Source organism: Pseudomonas sp. B35(2017) (genome assembly GCF_002113645.1).
GTDB lineage: Bacteria > Pseudomonadota > Gammaproteobacteria > Pseudomonadales > Pseudomonadaceae > Aquipseudomonas > Aquipseudomonas ekonensis.
The window spans coordinates 1-20,298 of the sequence record NZ_NEIZ01000032.1 but is presented as its reverse complement, the minus strand read 5'-3'; the positions used below and the strand labels follow the sequence as shown (position 1 = coordinate 20,298).

Below are 20,298 nucleotides of genomic sequence, written 5' to 3'. Positions count from 1 at the left end.
CACTGCGCCTAACGACGCGCTCAACGGACACGCGCCGCTGACCAACGCGATCACCGACGTGTCCGGCGGCAACTACGAGAACCTGGTCGCCGACAAGACTCCGGTCAGCACCACCGTGACCGACACCGTGGACACCACCAACCTGACGCTGAGCGCGACGGGCACCGTGGCCGAGGGTGGCTCGATCATCTACACCGCCACTCTGACCAACGCCGCTGGTACCCCGGTGACCGTGACACTGTCCAACGGCGCCACCATCACCATCGAAGCCGGCAAAACCACCGGCACCGTGACCGTCCCAGCCCCGGCCGACGACGTCTACAAGGACGCCGGCACCGTCCAGGCCACGATCACCAACGCCACCGGCGGCAACTTCGAGAACCTGGTGACCAGCAACACCCCAGCCGTGACCAGCGTCACGGACACCATCGACACCACCACCGTGAAGCTCACCGCGACCGGCACGGCGGCAGAGGGCGGCACCGTCACCTACACCGCCACCGTGGGCGCTCCAGTGACCGGTTCGCCGGTCACCGTGACCCTGGCGAACGGCCAGTCGATCACCATCGAAGTCGGCAAGACCACCGGCACCGTCACCACCATCGCGCCGAACGACGCGCTCAACGGCCACACGCCGCTGACCAACTCGATCACCAACGTGAGCGGCGGCAACTACGAGAACCTCGTAGCCGACAAGACCCCGGTCAGCACCACCGTGACCGACACCGTCGACACCACCAACCTGACGCTGAGCGCGACCGGAACCGTGGCCGAGGGCGGTTCTATCGTCTACACCGCGACCTTGACCAACGCCGCCGGCACCCCAGTGACCGTGACGTTGAGCAACGGTGCCACCATCACGATTGAAGCGGGCAAGACGTCCGGCACCGTGACCGTTCCTGCGCCAGCCGATGACGTCTACAAAGATGCCGGCACCGTTCAGGCGACGATCACCAACGCCACCGGCGGCAACTTCGAGAACCTGGTGACCAGCAACACCCCAGCGGTTACCAGCGTCACCGACACCATCGACACCACGACGGTGAAACTGACCGCGACCGGCACGGCAGCGGAAGGCGGAACGGTGACTTACACCGCTACCGTCGGCGCGCCAGTGACCGGCTCCCCGGTGACCGTGACCCTGTCCAACGGCCAGTCGATCACCATCGAAGTCGGCAAGACCACCGGCACCGTGACCACCCCCGCGCCGAACGACGTATTGAACGGCCACGCGCCGCTCACCAACGCGATCACCGACGTCAGCGGCGGCAACTACGAGAACCTGGTTGCAGACAAGACGCCGGTTTCGACCACCGTCACCGACACCGTGGACACCACGAATCTGTCCCTGAGCGCCACCAACTCGGTCGCCGAGGGCGGTTCGATCGTGTACACCGCGACCCTGACCAACGCGGCGGGCACCCCGGTGACCGTGACGTTGAGCAACGGCGCCACCATCACCATCGAAGCCGGCAAAACCACCGGCACCGTGACCGTTCCTGCCCCGGCTGACGACGTCTACAAAGACGCTGGCACCGTTCAGGCGACGATCACCAACGCCACCGGCGGAAACTTCGAAAACCTGGTGACCAGCAACACACCAGCGGTGACCAGCGTCACGGACACCATCGACACCACCACCGTGAAACTCACGGCCACCGGCACCGCGGCCGAAGGCGGCACCGTCACCTACACCGCGACCGTCGGTGCACCGGTCACCGGTTCACCTGTCACCGTGACCCTGGCGAACGGCCAGTCGATCACCATCGAAGTGGGCAAGACCACCGGCACCGTGACCACCACCGCGCCTAACGATGCGCTGAACGGCCATGCACCGCTGACCAACTCGATCACCAACGTGAGCGGCGGCAACTACGAAAACCTCGTGGCCGACAAGACCCCAGTCAGCACCACCGTGACCGACACCGTGGACACCACCAACCTGACGCTCAGCGCGACGGGCACCGTGGCCGAGGGTGGATCTATCGTCTATACCGCCACCCTGACCAACGCCGCCGGCACCCCGGTGACCGTGACGTTGAGCAACGGTGCGACCATCACCATCGAAGCCGGAAAAACGACCGGCACCGTGACCGTTCCTGCCCCGGCTGACGACGTGTACAAAGACGCCGGCACCGTCCAGGCGACGATCACCAACGCCACCGGCGGAAACTTCGAGAACCTGGTGACCAGCAACACCCCAGCGGTGACCAGCGTCACCGACACTATCGACACCACCACGGTGAAACTCACCGCGACCGGCACCGCAGCGGAAGGCGGCACCGTCACCTACACCGCCACCGTGGGCGCGCCTGTGACGGGTTCTCCGGTCACCGTGACCCTGGCGAACGGCCAATCGATCACCATCGAAGTCGGCAAGACCACCGGCACCGTCACCACCACCGCTCCGAACGACGCGCTCAACGGCCACACGCCGCTGACCAACTCGATCACCAACGTGAGCGGCGGCAACTACGAGAACCTCGTAGCCGACAAGACGCCGGTATCGACCACCGTCACCGACACCGTGGACACCACGAATCTGTCCTTGAGCGCCACCAACTCGGTCGCCGAGGGCGGCTCGATCGTGTACACCGCCACCCTGACCAACGCCGCCGGCACCCCAGTGACCGTGACGTTGAGCAACGGCGCCACCATCACCATCGAAGCCGGAAAAACGACCGGCACCGTGACCGTTCCTGCCCCGGCTGACGACGTCTACAAAGACGCCGGCACCGTCCAGGCGACGATCACCAACGCCACCGGCGGCAACTTCGAGAACCTGGTGACCAGCAACACCCCAGCGGTGACCAGCGTCACCGACACTATCGACACCACCACGGTGAAACTCACCGCGACCGGCACCGCAGCGGAAGGCGGCACCGTCACCTACACCGCCACCGTGGGCGCGCCTGTGACGGGTTCTCCGGTCACCGTGACCCTGGCGAACGGCCAATCGATCACCATCGAAGTCGGCAAGACCACCGGCACCGTCACCACCACCGCTCCGAACGACGCGCTCAACGGCCACACGCCGCTGACCAACTCGATCACCAACGTGAGCGGCGGCAACTACGAGAACCTCGTAGCCGACAAGACGCCGGTATCGACCACCGTGACCGACATTGTCGACACCACCAACCTGTCCCTGAGCGCCACCAACTCGGTCGCCGAGGGCGGCTCGATCGTGTACACCGCCACCCTGACCAACGCCGCCGGCACCCCAGTGACCGTGACGTTGAGCAACGGCGCCACCATCACCATCGAAGCCGGCAAAACCACCGGCACCGTGACCGTCCCTGCGCCAGCCGATGACGTCTACAAAGACGCCGGCACCGTCCAGGCGACGATCACCAACGCCACCGGCGGCAACTTCGAAAACCTGGTGACCAGCAACACGCCGGCCGTGACCAACGTCACCGACACCATCGACAAGACCGAAGTCAGCATCAGCGGCAGCACCTCGGTGACCGAAGGCCAGACCGCCAGCTACACCGTCAGCCTGACCCACCCGGCGCAGACCGAAGTCACCCTGAAGATCGTCTACAGCGGCACCGCCGCCGACGGTTCGGACTTCACCGGCGTGTACACCGTGAAGATCCCGGCCGGCGCCAGCACGGCGACCTTCAACGTCGCGACCATCGACGACAAGATCACCGAAGGCACCGAGAACTTCGTGGTCAAGATCGACTCGGCCACCGGCGGCAACTTCGAGAACCTGGCGGTCAGCACCACCAACGGCAGCGTCAGCACGTCGATCATCGACAACGACGCACCGCCGGTCATCGACCTGGACGCCAACAACTCCAGCGGCGCCACCGGGGCCGACTACAAGGTGACGTTCACCGAGAACACCCCGGGCGCGGGCGTGTCGATCGCCGACACCGACATCAGCATCACCGACCCGGACAGCACCATGCTGACCGGTGCGACCATCGTGCTGACCAACCGTCAGCCGGGCGATGCGCTGAACCTGGGCAACAGCGTCAACGGCATCACCATCAACGCCAACAGCAAGGACGGCTCGATCACACTGACCCTGTCGGGCAACGCGACGCTGGCCGACTACATGCAGCAGATCAAGAACATCACCTTCACCAACGGCAGCGAAGACCCGAGCACCGTGCCGCGCATCATCACCGTGACAGTGACCGACGGCGGCAACTACTCCAACACCGCGACCACCACGGTCAACGTGGTGGCGGTCAACGATGCGCCGGTGGCGGCGCCGGTCAATGTCACCGGCACCGAAGACACCCCGCTGATCCTCGGCTGGTCGACCTTCGGCGTCAGCGACGTGGACAGCCCGGCCAGCAGCTTGGGCGTGAAGATCACCCAGCTGCCGGGCGAGGGCAAACTGCAGTACCTGGACGGCTCGACCTGGAAAGACGTCGCCACCAACCAGACCTTCAGCAAGGCCGACATCGACGCCGGCAAGCTGCGCTTCATGCCGGACGCCAACGAATCGGGCGTCAACGGCTACGGCGGCACCGGCATGGGCAACAATCAGGCCGACTACGCGCAAATCAAGTTCCAGCCCACCGACGGCCAACTGCTGGGCAACACCGGCACCGTCAAGATCGACATCACGCCGGTGGCGGATGCGCCGACCCTGGGCGTGGCCGACAACAGCGTGAAGTCCACCGGCCTGGTCAAGGAAGTCTGGACCGGCCTGTCGGGCCTGGGCACCAGCGGCAACGGCGCAGACCCGACCACGCTGAAGAACGTGATCGACGGCGCCGGCACGCCTAACTCCAGCGGCACCGTGGACAACGTGCAGTCCAACGGCAGCGTCACCGCCGGCACCGCGTCGAAGACCTCCGGCCTGATCTACCTCGAAGCCGGCAAGACCTACACCTTCACCGGCACCGGCGACGACAGCCTGCTGGTGACCATCGGCGGCAAGAGCGTGGCCTCGACCACGTGGGGCGCGGGCGGCAACCTCAACGGTTCGTTCACCCCGACCACCAGCGGCTACTACACCCTGGACATCTACCACCACAACCAGAGCGGCCCGGGCAGCTACGACGTCAACCTGTCGGTCAACGGCAGCGCGCCGATCGACCTGAGCAGCGCCGGCGTGCCGATCTACACCGGCGTGCAGGACCTGGTGAACGCCGGCGTGACCGTCTCCGACCTGCACGGCAGCAACGGCGAAGGCTACTACGACGGCTACAAGCTCAACACCGGCGCCGAAGGCACCACCGTGAAACTGTCGGCGATCACCACCGCGCTGACCGACACCGACGGCTCCGAGACCCTGAGCGTGAAGATCAGCGGCGCGCCGGTCGGCTCGGTGCTCAGCGACGGCGCAGGCCACAGCTTCACCGTGACCGCCGCCAACGGCGAGGCCAACGTCACCGGCTGGAACCTGGGCAGCCTGACCGTGACCCCGCCGACCTACTACAACGGCCAGTTCAACCTGACCGTGACCTCGACCTCCACCGAGGCCGTGGGCGGCTCGGCCAGCACCACCGCGACCATTCCGGTGACTGTGGTGCCGGCGGTCTACAACGCGGTGGTCGCCACCTCCGGCGACGATACCTTCACCGGCACCGACGGCAACGACATCATGGTCGCCGACATCGGCGGCCTGACCGTGGTGCCGGGCACCAACTACAACATCGCGTTCATGGTCGACACCTCGGGCAGCATGAGCACCTCCTCGATCAACGCGGCCAAGGACTCGCTGACGTCGGTGTTCAACACCCTCAAGAACAGCCTGGGCAGCAACTCGGGCACGGTGAACATCTTCCTGGTGGACTTCGACACCCAGGTCAACAAGTCGGTGTCGGTGAACCTCAACGACCCGAACGCCCTGACCCAGCTCAAGGCCGTGCTGGACTCGATGTCGTCCGGCGGCGGCACCAACTACGAAGACGTGTTCAAGGCCACGGCCAACTTCTTCCAGAGCGCCGACGCGGTGGCCAACACCGGTGCGAAGAACCTCACCTACTTCATCACCGACGGCCAGCCGACCTACTACCAGAGCGGCGAGCAGACCAACCCGACGCTGTACGGCAACGTGAAGCTCGATGACGTGGTGAAGACCAGCAACTACAAGCTGGGCGACAGCTTCGCCACCTACATCGACAGCAGCCACTACCTGAGCATCAACAGCGCCGGCAGCGTGGTCCTGCAGACGCTGAAGAACGGCAACTGGAACTGGAGCAACCTGGGCACCATCCACGCCCAGGGCGACGGCACCTATGAGCTGTCGAACCTGGCAGGCAGCGGCAGCAGCACCTCGTCGGCCACCACCGACAACGCCAACAGCGCCTTCGCGCTGCTGGGCGGCCTGTCGAACGTGGAAGCCATCGGCATCAACAGCGGGGTCAGCCTCAACGACCTGAAGCCGTACGACTCGGACAAGACGCCGCAGACCAACATCGATCCGAAGGACCTGGCCAACTCGATCATCGGCCACACCGAAGCGACGATGCCGGGCAACGACACCGTCAGCGGCGGCGACGGCAACGACATCCTGTTCGGCGACCTGGTGAGCTTCAACGGCATCGCCGGCGAGGGCTACCAGGCCATGCAGGCCTTCGTGGCGCAGCAGACCGGGGTGGACGTCAGCAAGGTCACCACCAGCAACGTGCACCAGTACATCACCGAGCACTACCAGGCGTTCGATGTGTCCGGCGCCCACGACGGCAACGACACCCTGCTGGGCGGCGCCGGCAATGACATCCTGTTCGGCTCGGGCGGCAACGACCTGCTCGACGGCGGCAAGGGCAATGACATCCTGCTGGGCGGCACCGGCAACGACACGCTGATCGGCGGCCAGGGCAACGACATCCTGATCGGCGGATCCGGCGGCGACACCTTCGTCTGGAAGGCGGGCGACACCGGCAACGACGTGATCAAGGACTTCAAGGCCAGCGAAGGCGACCGCATCGACCTGCGCGATCTGCTGCAGGGCGAGAGCGGCAGCACCATCGACAACTTCCTGAAGATCACCACGGTCGACGGCGTGTCGTCGCTGCAGGTGAGCTCGGCCGGCAAGTTCAACTCCGGCGACGCGGCGGCGGCCACGCCGGACGTGACGATCAAGCTGGAGGGCAACAACTGGTCGAGCGCCAACATCCACAACCTGATCGCCGGCAGCGACCCGACCATCAAGATCGACCACAACAACAGCTGATGAACGGAAACGGCCGCCCCCTTCGGGGCGGCCGTCACGTTTGCCGCCAGCCTGGCCGTGACGATTTCATCGTCTGACCGCATACTCCCGTGCAGTTGGCTATGCTGCTGACAGCACGACGCCGGTTCATTTCCGAGGGACGCTCAATGTTTTACGTGCAACGCGATGCGCAGGGCCAGTTGATCCGCGTGGAGGCGGCAGCCTACGCCGAGGCCACGGGAACGCTGCCGGCCGACCATGTCGAAATCCAGGAATGGTTCGCCAACGCGGCGGTGGAAAAGAGCCTCAAGCAGCTCAAGCAGAGCGACCTGGAAATGATCCGGGTGCTCGACGACCTGATTCAGGTGCTGACCCAGAAGGGCGTGATCCGCGTCACCGACCTGCCGGAAGCGGCCCAGGCCAAACTGATGGATCGCTCCCAGGCCCGTGAGGCGCTGGGCGGCCTGAGCCAGTTGATCAATGAGGACGAGCCCGGCCTGATCTGACTTGGCCGTTCGTCTTGCGTTGGGTGGGAGCCAGCCTGCTGGCGACGGCGTCCTTCGGGACGCCGAATCCCTCCAGCCTCACTTCCAGGGCGCGGGCTCACCGAACAGCTGCCCCTGCACCCCGTACAGCCCCATCTCGCGAATCACCGACAGCTCCCCTTCGGTCTCCACCCGCTCGGCGATCAGCGGCAGGTCGATGCTGTGGGCGGCCCGCTGGATCGCCTCGATGAACAGGCGCTTGTCGCCTTCCTGATCGATCGCCCGGATGTAGCTGCCGTCGATCTTCAGGTACGCCAGCCCCAGCCGCGCCAAGTTGCCGATCATGCTGAAGCGCCCGCCGAAGCGTTGCAGGCTCAGGGAGAAGCCCAGCTCGCGCAGGCGTCGGGTCAGTTGCTCCAGCACCGCCTGCTCCGGCAATTGTTCCTCGCCGATCTCCAGGGTCAGGCGCGGGCCGAGGTCGGAATGGGCCCGCAGGATCTCGAACACCTTGTTCAGCGCCTGGGGGTCGGCCAGGGTCGCCGAAGACAGGTTCAGCGCCAGCGACTCCTCATGCCCGGCCATCTGCTCCAGCACCCGCTCAAGCATCAGACGGTCCAGCCGCGCGGTCCAGCCGAAGCGCTCCAGCCACGGCAGGAAGCGGCCGGCGGGAATGGTCTGGCCCTGTTCGTCGAGCAGGCGCGACAGCACTTTGTAATGCAGCACCAGTTGCGTGTCCTGCGCCGCCACCACGGGCTGGAAGAACAGCTCGAAACGCCGCTGATTCAACGCCTGGTCGAGCAAGCGGTGCCAGGCGTGGTGGTCGTCGCCGACCTCCGCCGCCACGCTCTGGTCGAGGCAGGCCCAATTCTGCTCGCCCTGCCCTTCGGCCTGGGCCAGCGCCTGGTCGCCGAGGCTGAGCACCGCCTGCGGCGAGTCGCCGTGGGCAAACGGCGCCACGCCGATAGAGGCCACAGCGGCCACGTCGGTGGCGCCCGTCGCGTGCAGGCTGCTCAAGGCGTTGTCGAGGCTCTGCGCCAATTGCAGCGCTTCTTCGCGCGTCAGGCCCGGCGCCAGCACGGCGAATTCACCGCCACGGATCCGCGTCACGAGATTTTGGGTTTCCGGGTACTTGGCGCACTCGCGGGACAGCTGCTCGCCGACCGCCTTCAGCAATTCATCGGTGCGCTGCCCGCCCAGGCGCTGGTTGAGCCCGGCCAGGTCCTTGACCCGCAACAGCAGCAGATAGCCCGAGCTGGCCTGCTCCGGGTTGCTCACCCGGGCGTTGAGCTGCATCTCGAAATAGCGCCGGTTGGCCAAGCCGGTGAGGTTGTCCTGATAGGACTCGGTGCGCAGTTTCTCGCTGCGTTCGGCCTGCTCCTGGAACAGCGCCTTGAGCTTCTCGACCATCTGGTTCATCGCCAGCACAACCCGGCGCAGCTCCGGCGTGCGCGGCAGCTCCGGCAGGCTGAGGAACTCGCGGCGGGCGATGGCGTGGGACTGCTTGACCATGTAATCGAGCGGGCGCAGCTGCCGGCGCAGCAACAAGGCCCCGAGCACCGCACTGACGGCGCCGCACACCAGCAGCCAGCCGAGGCTGCCCAACGCGCTCTGCCACAGCTTGGCCAGGGCGAACATCGGATGGCTGACCACCTCGACCCGCGCCGCCTGCTCCCAGCCACGGCTGACCAGCGCGTCGCCGCCGGCCGGCTCCAGGCCGATCAGCCTGACGAACCACTCCGGCACATTGGTGACGGCCGGAATGCCGCTGCGCTCGACGATGGCCTTGTCGGTCTTCAGATCCACCACCCGGATGCTGGAGTAGTATCCGCTGTCGAAAATCGAACTGACCAGCAGCTCGACCATCGCCGGGTCATCGATGTTCGGCGTCAACGACAGCGCCAGCGCCGTGGCGGCGTCCTGGGCGTGGGAACGCAACTGGTTGACGTACTGGGTGCGCGAGCTTTCCAGGCTGACCATGAAGCTGCCGGTGAAGGCGACCACCAGGAACAGACAGATAGCGATCAACAGCTGTTTGAACAAGGACATCTGAGCGCGTGCTCCTAGTTAGTCGTCTCGACCGGGAATCCTTCGGCCTGCATTTTCTTCAGCACATCCTGCCAGCGCGACAGGCGTTTGGTGTCACCGACCTTCTTGTTGCCCTTGGCCCCCGGCAGGTACAGACCCTCGGCGTTGAAAGAGTAGACCGGCAGCAGATCGGTCCGCTCGGCCGCCGGCCTGATCGGGTCCATCAGGCTGTCGAGCACCAGGGGCATGGCGTCGGGGGTGGCATAGTAGGTCAACACCATGTGCGCGCGGTTCTGGCGCAGGGCCTTGACGTAGGTGATGCGCAATTTGTCACTGGAGACCCCCAGGTGACGCAGGCTGAAATACTTTGCGATTGCATAGTCCTCGCAATCCCCGGCACCCTTCCACAGCGCTTCGATGGGCGTCTCCCAGTAGTCGACCTCGTGCCACAGGTCGATGTCCTCGACGTAGCGCATCTGCTTGTTGAAGAACAGGTTCACCACCTTGAGCTTGTCCGCCTCGCTGACCTGCTTTTGCGTGGCCAGCAGGTTCTGCCAGGCATCGATGCGCTGCTGCCCGGCGCCCAGCGGCCCGTACAGCGCCGTGGCCTTGCGGCTGATCGCGGAAAAGTCCCAGTCGGCATGCAGGCCGCCCAGCATGGCGCCGGCCAGCAGCAACGCGCAGGCCAGCCGGCGCGCAATCCGTGGAATCGCGAAAGTTACCGCCAATGCAAGGCATCCAGGGCAGGGAGGAAAGCGTCTGATGGTGAAGGTTAGCCCAGCAAAAAACAATGGCACCCTGAGATCATCTCCGCCGCGCTAAACTCAAGGGGTGACGGGATTCCTCGACATGGTTTGACAACCTGTAGAGCAATCACTAGTGTCCTTTGGATCCAAATTCCGTAGTCATTCAGGGTGCGTAGTTGTGACACAGAAGCCCAAGCCGCTGCACAGCATCAAGGTCGACGGGCCGATTCCCGCGCATCTGGCGCGCTCGATCATCGAAGAGACCCTGCGTTCGGCGATCCTCGACGGCCGCCTGCCTTGCGGCACCGCCGTGCGCCAGCAGGATCTGGCCGACCTGTTCGGCGTCAGCCGCATGCCGGTGCGCGAGGCGTTGCGCCAACTGGAAGCCCAAGGCCTGCTCAGCGTGGTGGCCCACAAGGGGGCCGTGGTCGCTCCGCTGATCCAGGGCGACGCCACGGAAACCTACGAGTTGCGGATCCTGCTGGAGTCCGAGGCGCTGCGCCAGTCGGTGCCCCTGCTCACGGCAGCCGATCACGACCGTGCGGCCGGCTACATCGATGAGCTGGAAACTGAACACGACTACACCGAGATCGGCCGGCTCAACCGGCTGTTCCACATGGCGCTGTACTGCAAGGCCGCCAACGGTCGCCTGCTGCGCCTGGTGGAAGACGGCCTGAACGAGGAGGAGCGCTTCCTGCGCTTCAACCTCGAAGCCATGGGCCTGGGCAAGCTGTCCCAGGACGATCACCGGGCGCTGCTGCACGCCGTGCGTGAGCGCGACACCGACCATGCGGTGAAACTGCTGGAGCAGCACCTCAACCGCGGCGTCGAGGTCATCACCCGTTACCTGGCCAGTTCCGCCGCGCAAAACCGCAAGACCGCCCGCTGACCCCTTGCGCCGGGCCTGCCAATCGGCCCGGCGAATCACCCGCTTACAAATCCCCCCGCCCGCCACGGTGAATTGCCGTGGCACTTCGGCGCCTGCGCTCTAACCTCCCCACCCAACTTCAACCCGCCCGAAATTCGCACCGCAAGCAAGTCACTTTCGACGATAGCGGCGACGCCGAATTACGCGCACCCTTGAACCGCCAACCGAATCAAGAACGGGCGACGCGCCGTCGGCGCAGTCCCCGCACCAGGAACCTACGGAAGGAGCCTTGTAACGGGAAAAGGAAGCGACGGCGCCGTTTCAGCCCAACTTCATCCCCTCAGACCACTTCATTCATCCAGTTAGAAAGTTGCTTCGAGTGAGGCATTCACTCTTATTAATCAATTTTGGCCATTTATTGCCGAAAGGAGCAACTACGCCCATGTAAAACTCAAATCAAAAGTTTTACCGGGCCTGCTCATATCTTAAAAACAGCCAACTTAAAATAATTAAAAATAAACTTGTTAAGTTGTTTTGTGATGTATTAGCTTTTTATGCGCCGGGCAATCGGGCGCCATCGTGTCCCGTCAAGCCAGGCCCTGGAGACCTAAAAGACAGAGGCCCCGCGCCGTCGACCTGCTCCAGGCGATCGATATTCAACTTCAACTTTCATCGAACCGAATGAGGCTATCGCTCGCCGAGAAAAAGATATTCACCGCTGTTAGCCATTGTTTGACCAGTCCCTATATCCCTATAAGCCAGAGGCTCGTAATCATGCCAACAAAAGAACAACTTTCCCTGAAGAAAGCCGAACTCAGCATCCATCCGATCTTTTCCGAAATTGACTCCCTGACGGCGTTGCGCCGGTTCATGGAGTCCCATGTGTTCGCCGTCTGGGACTTCATGTCGCTGACCAAACGCCTGCAGCAGGAACTGACCTGCACCCGCTTGCCCTGGCTGCCGCCACGGGATCCGCACGCCGCGCGGCTGATCAACGAGATCGTGCTCGGCGAAGAGTCGGACGACCGACCTGCCCACGGTCATTACAGCCATTTCGAACTGTACCTGGACGCCATGCGCGAAGTCGGCGCGGACACCACGGCGGTGGAACGCTTCGTCGCGCTGCAGCAGGAAGGCGTGAGCTATGAGGTGGCGCTGCAGAGCGTCGAGGTCGATCCGGCCGCCGCGCAGTTCGTCCGCGACACCCTGCACACCGCGCTGCATGCCCCGGGGCACAGCGTCGCCGCCGCGTTCCTGCACGGTCGCGAGAGCGTGATCCCGACCATGTTCCAGCGCATGCTCGACGCCTGGGGCATCGGCGCCGACCAGGCCCCGACCTTCCGTTACTACCTGCAGCGGCACATCGAAGTCGATTCCGAAGACCACGGCCCTGCGGCGGAGCAACTGCTGGCGCGGCTGGTCGAGGGCGATCCGCAGCGCGAGGCCGAAGTCTACGCCAGCGCCCTGGCCGCTGTGGAAAGCCGCATCGCCCTGTGGGACGGCCTGCGCCAGAGCCTGCATGAGCCACTGGCGGAGGTGACGCCATGAACGCCGCCGACTACCAGTCCTTCGCCGACGCCTGGGAAAGCCGCGCCACCATCCGCACCCGCCCGCGCCGGGTGGTGGAGAACGACGAGCGCCTGATCTATCCCCTCAGCCGCCAGCCGCTGGTGCTGAGCGAGACCTTCCTGCGCGAGTGCCCCGAGCAGCGTGACTTCGCCCTGGTGCAGACCCTGTACAAGTTCATCAACGACGTGGTGATCTTCGAGACCGAGATCGTCGACAAGACCGCCCGCAACATCGCCAAGAACCGCTTCGCCGTGGCTTTCCCGTTCGCCTGCCGCTACGACGCCATGACCGTGGTGGTGGACGAGGACTATCACGCGCTGGTGGCGATGGACTTCATGCAGCAGACCGTGGCCATGACCGGCATCGAACCCATCGGCCTGCCCGACGAGATCGAACTGAGCCGGGCGATTCCGGCCGCCGTGGCCCTGGCGCCGGAGCACCTGCGCGATGCGGTGGAACTGATCTGCGTGGCCATCGCCGAAAACACCGTGACCGGCGACGTGGCGGCGTTCGCCCGGGACGACACGGTCAAGCCGTCGATCAAGGGCCTGATGGCCGACCACCTGCTCGACGAGGGCCGTCACTCCAGTTTCTGGGCGCGCATGGTGCGCATCTACTGGCACACCGCGAGCGAGGCGGACCGCGAATGCATCGCGCAGATCCTGCCGGTGTTCATCGGCCACTACCTGACCAACGACATCCAGAAGGCCTTCGACCTGCGCCTGATCGACGCCTTGCCGGTCAGCGCTGCCGTGCGCCGTTCACTCAAGGACGAGATGGCCGGGCTGGCGTTCCCGATCAACCGCCACCACCCGCTGGTGGGCAACATCGTGCGGTTTTTCCACAACAGCTCGCTGCTCGACACGCCCTGCGTGCAGCACGCCCTGCGCGACTACCTGATCTGAAGAGGAGAGCGTCATGAAACGCCTCGACATTTTGCTGATCGGCTGCAGCCAGGCCATGACCGACCTGGCGCAGGAACTTGAACAACACGGTCATTCACAGGTTCTGCTCAAGCATGGCCATGCGCAGCCGCGACCGGCGGCGGATCTGGTGATCGACGACGGTTGCGCGCCGCAAGACTTCGGCCCGACACCCCATCTGTCCCTGCGCCTGGGCATCGGCACGGCAGGGACTGGCGGCCTGCCGACCCTCGACCTGCTGTGCCTGCACGGCACGCGGCTGCTGAGCCGTGTGCCCATGGCAGACGAGCCGTCCGGCAACGGTCAGAGCCTGCGCCGACGGACACTGGCGCAGATCGTGGATGAGGTGGCCCTGCTGGTCAGCCGGCTCTCCCGCGACGCGGAGTACTTCCGGCACGCGCCGGCGGCCGACGCGCCGGACTTCGAGCAGGTGGAAAGCCTGACGTTCCTCGACGGGCTGGCCTACGTCCACCGCCTCAACGCCACGGCCGACCCGGCGCTGCTGCAACAGGCGCAGGCGCCGATGATCGAGCGCCTGGAACAGAGCCTGATCCGCCACGCCCAGCGACCGGCGCTGCACCTGGCCGAGCAGTCGGTCAGCTACGGCCAGTTGCACGTGCACAGCCGGGCGATCCGCCAACGCCTGCAGCCGCTGCTCGAACAGCGCCCGCAACCGTGGGTGGTCGGCCTCTGCCTGCCCAAGGGCCGCGAGCTGTTCGCCTCGATCCTGGCGATTCTCGGCAGCGGCGCGGTGTACTTGCCGCTCGAACCCAGCCACCCGTTGCAGCGTCAGCAGTACATCCTGGAGAACGCCGGGGCGGTGCTGTTGCTGCACGACGGCGCGCATCCGCTCAGCGGATCGATGCCGGGGCTGGACGTCAGCGGCATCGACCCGACCGACGCACAGCTTGGGCAACCGCTAATGCTGCAGCGCCCCGCGCTGGAGGCACCGTGCATGGCGCTCTACACCTCGGGCACCACCGGGCACCCGAAAGGCGTGCTGCTGAGCCAGGCCAACCTCGCCCACTTCACCGCGTGGTACGCCGACTACGTGGGGCTCGACGCGCAGAGCCGGGTGCTGCAGTTCTCCTCGTTGAGCTTCGACTCGTCGCTGATCGACATATTCCCCACCCTGCTCGAAGGCGCCGAACTGGTGGTGCCCGACGTCGACCAGCGCCGCGATCCGCTGCAACTGGTGGCGCTGATCCGTCGCCGGCAACTGAGCCACGCGTTTCTGCCGCCGGCGCTGTTGAGCATCCTGCCGTTGGAGCAACTGCAAGGCGTCGGGCAGATCATGACCGGCGGCGACGTCTGCGAACCGTTCGTGATCGAGCAACTGACCCGCCAAGGCACACTGCACAACCTCTACGGCCCCACCGAAGCCACGGTGCTGATCACGGCCCGGCCCCTACAGCCGGGCGACAGCAACCGCACCCTCGGCGGGCCGATCGCCAACAGCCAGGTGCTGATCCTCGATGACGACCTGCAACCGGTGGAGGAACAGACCGTCGGCGAACTGTTCATCGTCGGCCCCGGCGTGTGCCTGGGCTACCTGAACAACCCGCAGCAGACCGCCGAGCGCTACCTGACACTGGCCTTGCCGGACGGCCGAACCCTGCGCGCCTACCGCAGCGGCGACATGGCCAAATGGGGTGCGCACGGCATCGAGCTGTGCGGGCGCCGCGACAATCAGGTGAAGATCCGCGGCTTCCGGGTCGAGCCGGAAGAGATCGAGCGCTGCCTGCGCGAGAGCCGGCTGTACCGACAGGTGACGGTGGTGATCGACAGCCAGCGGCGGATTCTGGCCTTCCTCGCCCAGCCGCAGGAGCAGCGACCGGGCGAGGCCCGCGAAGCACTCAAGGCCCACGCCCGGCAGTTCCTGCCGGACTACATGCAGCCGGCGGCCTGGACTGAACTGGCGGACATGCCCTACGCCAGCAACGGCAAGGTCGACCGCAAGGCATTGCTGGAGCGGCCGGTGAGCGTCCAGGACAGCGGCCCGAAAAGCCTGCCGGCCAACGCCGACGAAGCGCTGCTGCTGGAGATCTGGGCCGAACTGCTGGAACTGCCGGCCGACGACATTTCCACCGACGAGAGCTTCTTCAACCTCGGTGGCCATTCGATCCTGCTGTCGCGCATGCTGCTGCGCCTGCGCGAGGAATTCGGCCGCAGCATCTCGATCAACCGCTTCATCGAACGGCCGACCATCGCCAAGCTCGCCACCCTGGTGCGCGGCACGGACGACAGCGCCGTGCTCAGCGCCCAGGCCATGGCCGACGCCGAACGCACGCTGGACATCGAGCCCCTGCCGATCAGCCGAATGGGCGATGTGCACAAGGTGATCGTCACCGGCGCCAACAGTTTTGTCGGCGTGCACATCGTCGAGGCGCTGCTGGGCTGGGGTGCCGGCGAAGTGGCGTGCCTGGTGCGCGACGGCGGCGGGCAGACGGCGGCGCAACGCTTCGCCCAGTCGCTGCGGGAAAACCGGCTTGAGCATCTGGACCTGAGCCGGGTGCGGGTGTACGCGGCGGACATCGCTCGGCCGCAGCTGGGGCTGTCCGACGAGGACTACGAACGGCTCGACCGCGAGTTCGGCGCCCTGGTGCACAACGCCGCCAACGTCAATCACGTGCTCGATTACGAGTCGCTGGCGGCGGACAACGTCGAACCGATCTTCGAGCTGCTCAGGCTATGCGAAGGCCGCAGCAAGAAAGTGTTCAACTTCGTCTCGACCCTGTCGGCCTCCAGCACCGTCGACGCCGAGGGCCGGGTGCTGGAGCTGCCTGCCGCGCCCACGCCGCCGATCTACATCCGCAACGGCTACAACCTGTCCAAATGGGTCGGCGAGCGCCTGCTCGAACGGGCGCGCGAGCGTGGGGTGCGGGTCAACCTGTACCGCCCCGGCAACATCAGCTTCAACAGCCAAAGCGGCGTCTGCCAGCCGCACAAGAACCGGTTGATGCTGATGCTCAAAGGCTCGATCCAGCTGGGCCAGGTGCCGGCCTTCGCGCTCAACTTCGACCTGATGCCGGTGGACTTCCTGGCCCGCTTCATCGCCTTCCACGCCAGCCGCCACTCGGCCGAACGGGCGGTGTTCAACCTGCACAACCCCGAACCGCTGAGCTGGGACGCCTACGTGGCGTCGTTCCGTGAGACCGGCCGTGAGTTTTCGCTGGTCAGCGTCAGCGACTGGCAACGGCAGCTGGGCCGGGTCGATGCCGACAACGCGCTGTTCGGCGTGCTCGGCTTCTACCTCAACGGTTTCGAGGAAGACATCGGCGACATCTCCCTGATCGGCCACGCCAACGCCCACGCCGGCGTGCGGCAGATGGGCGCGCGCTACCCGGAAAAGTCACCGGCGCTGCTGCGGCGCGGCTGCGATTACCTCAAAGAAATCAATTTCATCTGAACCATCCCAACAGCAAGGAGCAACACCATGAGCACACTGCAACCCGACACCCTGATCAAGAACCCCCACGGCTGCCACGTCGTATCCTCGGTGCACGTGCCGGCGGACGCCGCGCAGGTGTGGGCGGTGGTCGGCGACTTCGCCGGTTTCCACCGCTTCATCCCGGCGCTGTCGCACATCGAGATGACCGGCGAAGGCGTGTCGTCACTGCGCAAGAAGTTCTTCAAGGACGGCAACGTGGTGGTCGAGCAACTCAACTCCCGCGACGAGCAGGCGCGGAGCATGACCTGGACGACCATCTACAACACCCTGGGCGTGGCCAACCTGTGGGCGGCGATGAACGTGGAATCGCTGGGAGAGGGCAAGGCACGGGCGACCTGGACGATCATCGCCGAACCCGCTTCAGGTGGCGCCGAGGCGCTGCCGGGGTTCAAGGACTTCGTGCAGGGGTTCGCCGATGACGCGATGGGGAATGTGTTGAAGCTGCTTGCGTAAGGCTTCATGGCGGTGGTGACTGAACCGCCGCTTTCGCGGGCAAGCCCGCTCCCACAGAGGCTGTGCGTACGGCACAGATCCAGTGTGGAAGCGGGCTTGCTCGCGATTGACCGAAAGCCCCGGGCAATCAGATCTTGAAGCTGTCCACCAGCTGCTTCAGCCGGTTGGCCTGCTGCGACAGTGCATCGCAATCCTTCAACGTTTCGTTGAGGTTGGCCACGCTCTGCTGGTTCAGCAGGTTGATCTGGTTGACGTCGATGTTGATGGTTTCCACTACGGCGGTCTGCTCTTCGGTCGCCGCAGCCACCGACTGGTTCATGCCGTCGATCTCGCCGATGCGCTTGGTCACGCTGATCAACCGCAGGCCGGCCTGGTTCGCCACCTCCACGCTCTGCTCGCTGGACGCCTGACTGGCGTTCATGGTGCTGACCGCTTCACGCGAACCGACCTGCAGCGAGGTGATCATCTTGTGGATCTCTTCCGCCGACTCCTGGGTGCGGTGGGCGAGGTTGCGCACTTCGTCCGCCACCACCGCGAAACCGCGTCCGGCCTCGCCGGCACGGGCCGCCTCGATCGCCGCGTTGAGGGCCAGCAGGTTGGTCTGCTGGGAGATGCCCTTGATCACGTCGAGGATGTGGCCGATGTTGTCGGTGCTGGCGTTCAGGGTTTCGATCTGCTCGCACGACAGGCTGATCTTCTGCGACAGCTCGGTCATGGCCTGAATGGTCTGCTCGACCACCTGACGGCCGTCGTCGGCCTGCTCGCTGGCGCCGCTGGCGTGCTGCGAAGCGTCGGCGGCGTTGCGGGCGATCTCCTGGGTTGCGGCGCCCAACTGGTTGATGGCCGCGGCCACGCTGTTGGTGCGGGCGCTCTGCTCGTCGGAGCCGACGATAGAGGCATTGGACGCGGTCATCACCCGCTGCGACAGGTCATGCACATGACGGGTCGCCGAGGAGACTTCGGAGATCGACGCGTGGATCCGCTCCACGAACTGGTTGAACGAACTGCCCAACTCGCCGAACTCGTCCTTGCTCTCCACCACCAGACGGCGGGTCAGGTCGCCCTCACCCTGAGCGATGTCCTGCATCGCGCGGCCCATGGTGATCAGCGGACGCATCAGCACGTTGATCAGCAGGCTCAGCAGCACGGCAATCACCGCCACCGCAATGAACATCGCGATCAGCGCCGACGTGCGGAATTGACCGAGGGCGGCGTAGGCCTTGTCCCGGTCGATCGACAGACCGATGTACCACTCGGCATTCGGCAAACCGCTGACCGGGGTGAACGACAGGATGCGCTCCTGGCCGTTGAGCACCACGTTCTGGTTGCCCTTCTCGATGCGCACGCTGGAGTTCGGGTAGATGTCCTTCAGGTTCTTCATCACCTGATCTTTGTCCGGGCTGACGATCACCTGACCGTCGGCGCTGACCAGGAAGGCGTGGCCGATGCCGCCGAAGTCCACCGAGTTGATGATCTTCACCAGGGTTTCCAGGCTCAGGTCGCCACCGACCACGCCGAGCAGCTCGCCGTTCTTCTTCACCGGCATGGCGATGGTCACTACCAGGCCGCCGACGGCAGCCATGTACGGCGGGGTGAGCATGGTCTTGTCGGCGGCCACGGCCTGTTTGTACCAAGGGCGCTGACGCGGATCGTAGCCATCCGGCATCTTCGCGTCCGGACGCTGGGTGAATACGCCGTTGGCTTGGCCGACGTAGGTGAACTGGAAGTTCGAGGTGAAGGCCGGCTGATCGACCAGGCCCGGGAAGTCGGCGCCCTTGCCTTGGTGGGCGACGTTCTGCGCGAGGTTCTCCAGTACCAGGATCCGCCCGCTCATCCAGTTCTGCACGCTGCTGGCGGTCAGGTCGCCGGCCTGCTGCACGGAGGACTGGAGGTTCTGGCGAATGGTGTTTCGCTGCAGGTAGTCGTTGTAGAGGGTGAACAGCGCGAACGCCAGCACCACGACGCCCGAGGCGGCCAAGAGGATTTTATGGCTGAACTTGAGATTCATTTCATGGGACTTCTTATGCCAAAAGTGGGGATGCGTTCCAGATGCAACATTCCGTGTGATTTCAGTTTCCATTAGCTGGCAGGCAACGTTTCTGCGGCTGCTCTACTTTGGTGCACGCATGTCTCATCAGTCTTTCGGCACGGAGCGCAGAAAACTTAGGGCTTTGTACAAAATGAATGGCATATCAGCCAGATTCCCGCCAGGCGGAAGGGCGGAATCTTCGGTTGTCCGGGATTTTCATGCCCCGGAAAAGACAAAACCCCAATTGCTTTCGCAATTGGGGTTTCGGAATTCAATCTTGACGATGACCTACTCTCACATGGGGAAACCCCACACTACCATCGGCGATGCATCGTTTCACTTCTGAGTTCGGGATGGGATCAGGTGGTTCCAACGCTCTATGGTCGTCAAGAAATTCTGTGGCCAACCCGTTACAGCGTAACGTGTCAGCGAAAATCGGTGACTTCTACTTAAAACAAAACCCCAACCGCTTTCGCAGTTGGGGTTCCGGAATTTAATCTTGACGATGACCTACTCTCACATGGGGAAACCCCACACTACCATCGGCGATGCATCGTTTCACTTCTGAGTTCGGGATGGGATCAGGTGGTTCCAACGCTCTATGGTCGTCAAGAAATTCTGTG

At 64.7% G+C, this 20,298-nt stretch carries 9 protein-coding genes, 2 rRNA genes and 2 pseudogenes; 7 read left to right on the top strand and 6 right to left on the bottom strand.

All coding sequences use genetic code 11. The features are described from left to right. Positions 1-7,147, top strand: a pseudogene (locus CAG41_RS27895) (LapA family giant adhesin); the annotation flags it as partial. Between the two features lie 146 nt (positions 7,148-7,293). Then, positions 7,294-7,632, top strand: coding sequence for a tryptophan synthase subunit beta (locus CAG41_RS27890; RefSeq protein ID WP_085582197.1), 339 nt, complete (start codon positions 7,294-7,296; stop codon positions 7,630-7,632). Between the two features lie 78 nt (positions 7,633-7,710). Here the strand turns inward: CAG41_RS27890 and lapD are convergent, their stop codons facing one another. Together lapD and lapG are read right to left on the bottom strand one after the other, a co-directional pair. Beyond that, positions 7,711-9,657, bottom strand: a complete 1,947-nt coding sequence (lapD, locus tag CAG41_RS27885; protein ID WP_085582199.1) for a cyclic di-GMP receptor LapD — start codon at positions 9,655-9,657, stop codon at positions 7,711-7,713. Between the two features lie 14 nt (positions 9,658-9,671). Then, positions 9,672-10,364, bottom strand: a complete 693-nt coding sequence (gene lapG / locus CAG41_RS27880; protein ID WP_085631789.1) for a cysteine protease LapG — start codon at positions 10,362-10,364, stop codon at positions 9,672-9,674. 196 nt (positions 10,365-10,560) lie between these two features. Here lapG and CAG41_RS27875 point away from each other — a divergent pair, with 196 nt between their 5' ends. From CAG41_RS27875 to CAG41_RS27855, 5 genes are all read left to right on the top strand, one after another. Beyond that, a complete protein-coding gene (locus CAG41_RS27875; protein WP_085582203.1) occupies positions 10,561-11,271 on the top strand; it encodes a GntR family transcriptional regulator in 711 nt (236 codons plus the stop codon). 750 nt (positions 11,272-12,021) lie between these two features. Beyond that, positions 12,022-12,798, top strand: coding sequence for a DUF3050 domain-containing protein (locus CAG41_RS27870; protein WP_170930315.1), 777 nt, complete (start codon positions 12,022-12,024; stop codon positions 12,796-12,798). Next, positions 12,795-13,724 carry a diiron oxygenase gene (locus CAG41_RS27865; protein WP_085582207.1) on the top strand — a complete coding sequence of 310 codons (930 nt, stop codon included), beginning with the start codon at positions 12,795-12,797 and terminating at the stop codon, positions 13,722-13,724. Before CAG41_RS27870 ends, CAG41_RS27865 begins: the two co-directional genes overlap by 4 nt. A 13-nt stretch (positions 13,725-13,737) precedes the next feature. Continuing rightward, on the top strand, positions 13,738-17,151 hold the full coding sequence (locus CAG41_RS27860; protein ID WP_085707745.1) for a non-ribosomal peptide synthetase: 3,414 nt from the start codon (positions 13,738-13,740) through the stop codon (positions 17,149-17,151). A 27-nt stretch (positions 17,152-17,178) separates the two neighbouring features. Beyond that, positions 17,179-17,646, top strand: a complete 468-nt coding sequence (locus CAG41_RS27855; protein ID WP_085582212.1) for an SRPBCC family protein — start codon at positions 17,179-17,181, stop codon at positions 17,644-17,646. A 127-nt stretch (positions 17,647-17,773) separates the two neighbouring features. Here the strand turns inward: CAG41_RS27855 and CAG41_RS29340 are convergent, their stop codons facing one another. The 4 genes and pseudogenes from CAG41_RS29340 to rrf (CAG41_RS27840) all read right to left on the bottom strand — a co-directional run bounded on the left by CAG41_RS29340 (position 17,774) and on the right by rrf (CAG41_RS27840) (position 20,288). Next, on the bottom strand, positions 17,774-18,559 hold the full coding sequence (locus tag CAG41_RS29340; protein ID WP_371856107.1) for a methyl-accepting chemotaxis protein: 786 nt from the start codon (positions 18,557-18,559) through the stop codon (positions 17,774-17,776). Positions 18,560-18,628: 69 nt separating this feature from the next. After that, positions 18,629-19,654, bottom strand: a pseudogene (locus CAG41_RS29335) (cache domain-containing protein); the annotation flags it as partial. Between the two features lie 296 nt (positions 19,655-19,950). Further along, positions 19,951-20,066: ribosomal RNA gene (gene rrf / locus CAG41_RS27845) — 5S ribosomal RNA — on the bottom strand. A 106-nt stretch (positions 20,067-20,172) separates the two neighbouring features. Continuing rightward, positions 20,173-20,288, bottom strand: a 5S ribosomal RNA gene (gene rrf, locus CAG41_RS27840). Between the last annotated feature and the right edge of the window lie 10 nt (positions 20,289-20,298).

What these genes read in the sequence shown, in the direction of transcription:
- CAG41_RS27890 (WP_085582197.1), top strand. Translation starts at nt 7,294, where the DNA reads ATGTTTTACGTGCAACGCGATGCGCAGGGCCAGTTGATCCGCGTGGAG.
- CAG41_RS27860 (WP_085707745.1), top strand. Translation starts at nt 13,738, where the DNA reads ATGAAACGCCTCGACATTTTGCTGATCGGCTGCAGCCAGGCCATGACC.
- lapD (WP_085582199.1), bottom strand. Translation starts at nt 9,657, where the DNA reads ATGTCCTTGTTCAAACAGCTGTTGATCGCTATCTGTCTGTTCCTGGTG.
- CAG41_RS27855 (WP_085582212.1), top strand. Translation starts at nt 17,179, where the DNA reads ATGAGCACACTGCAACCCGACACCCTGATCAAGAACCCCCACGGCTGC.
- CAG41_RS29340 (WP_371856107.1), bottom strand. Translation starts at nt 18,559, where the DNA reads ATGACCGCGTCCAATGCCTCTATCGTCGGCTCCGACGAGCAGAGCGCC.
- CAG41_RS27865 (WP_085582207.1), top strand. Translation starts at nt 12,795, where the DNA reads ATGAACGCCGCCGACTACCAGTCCTTCGCCGACGCCTGGGAAAGCCGC.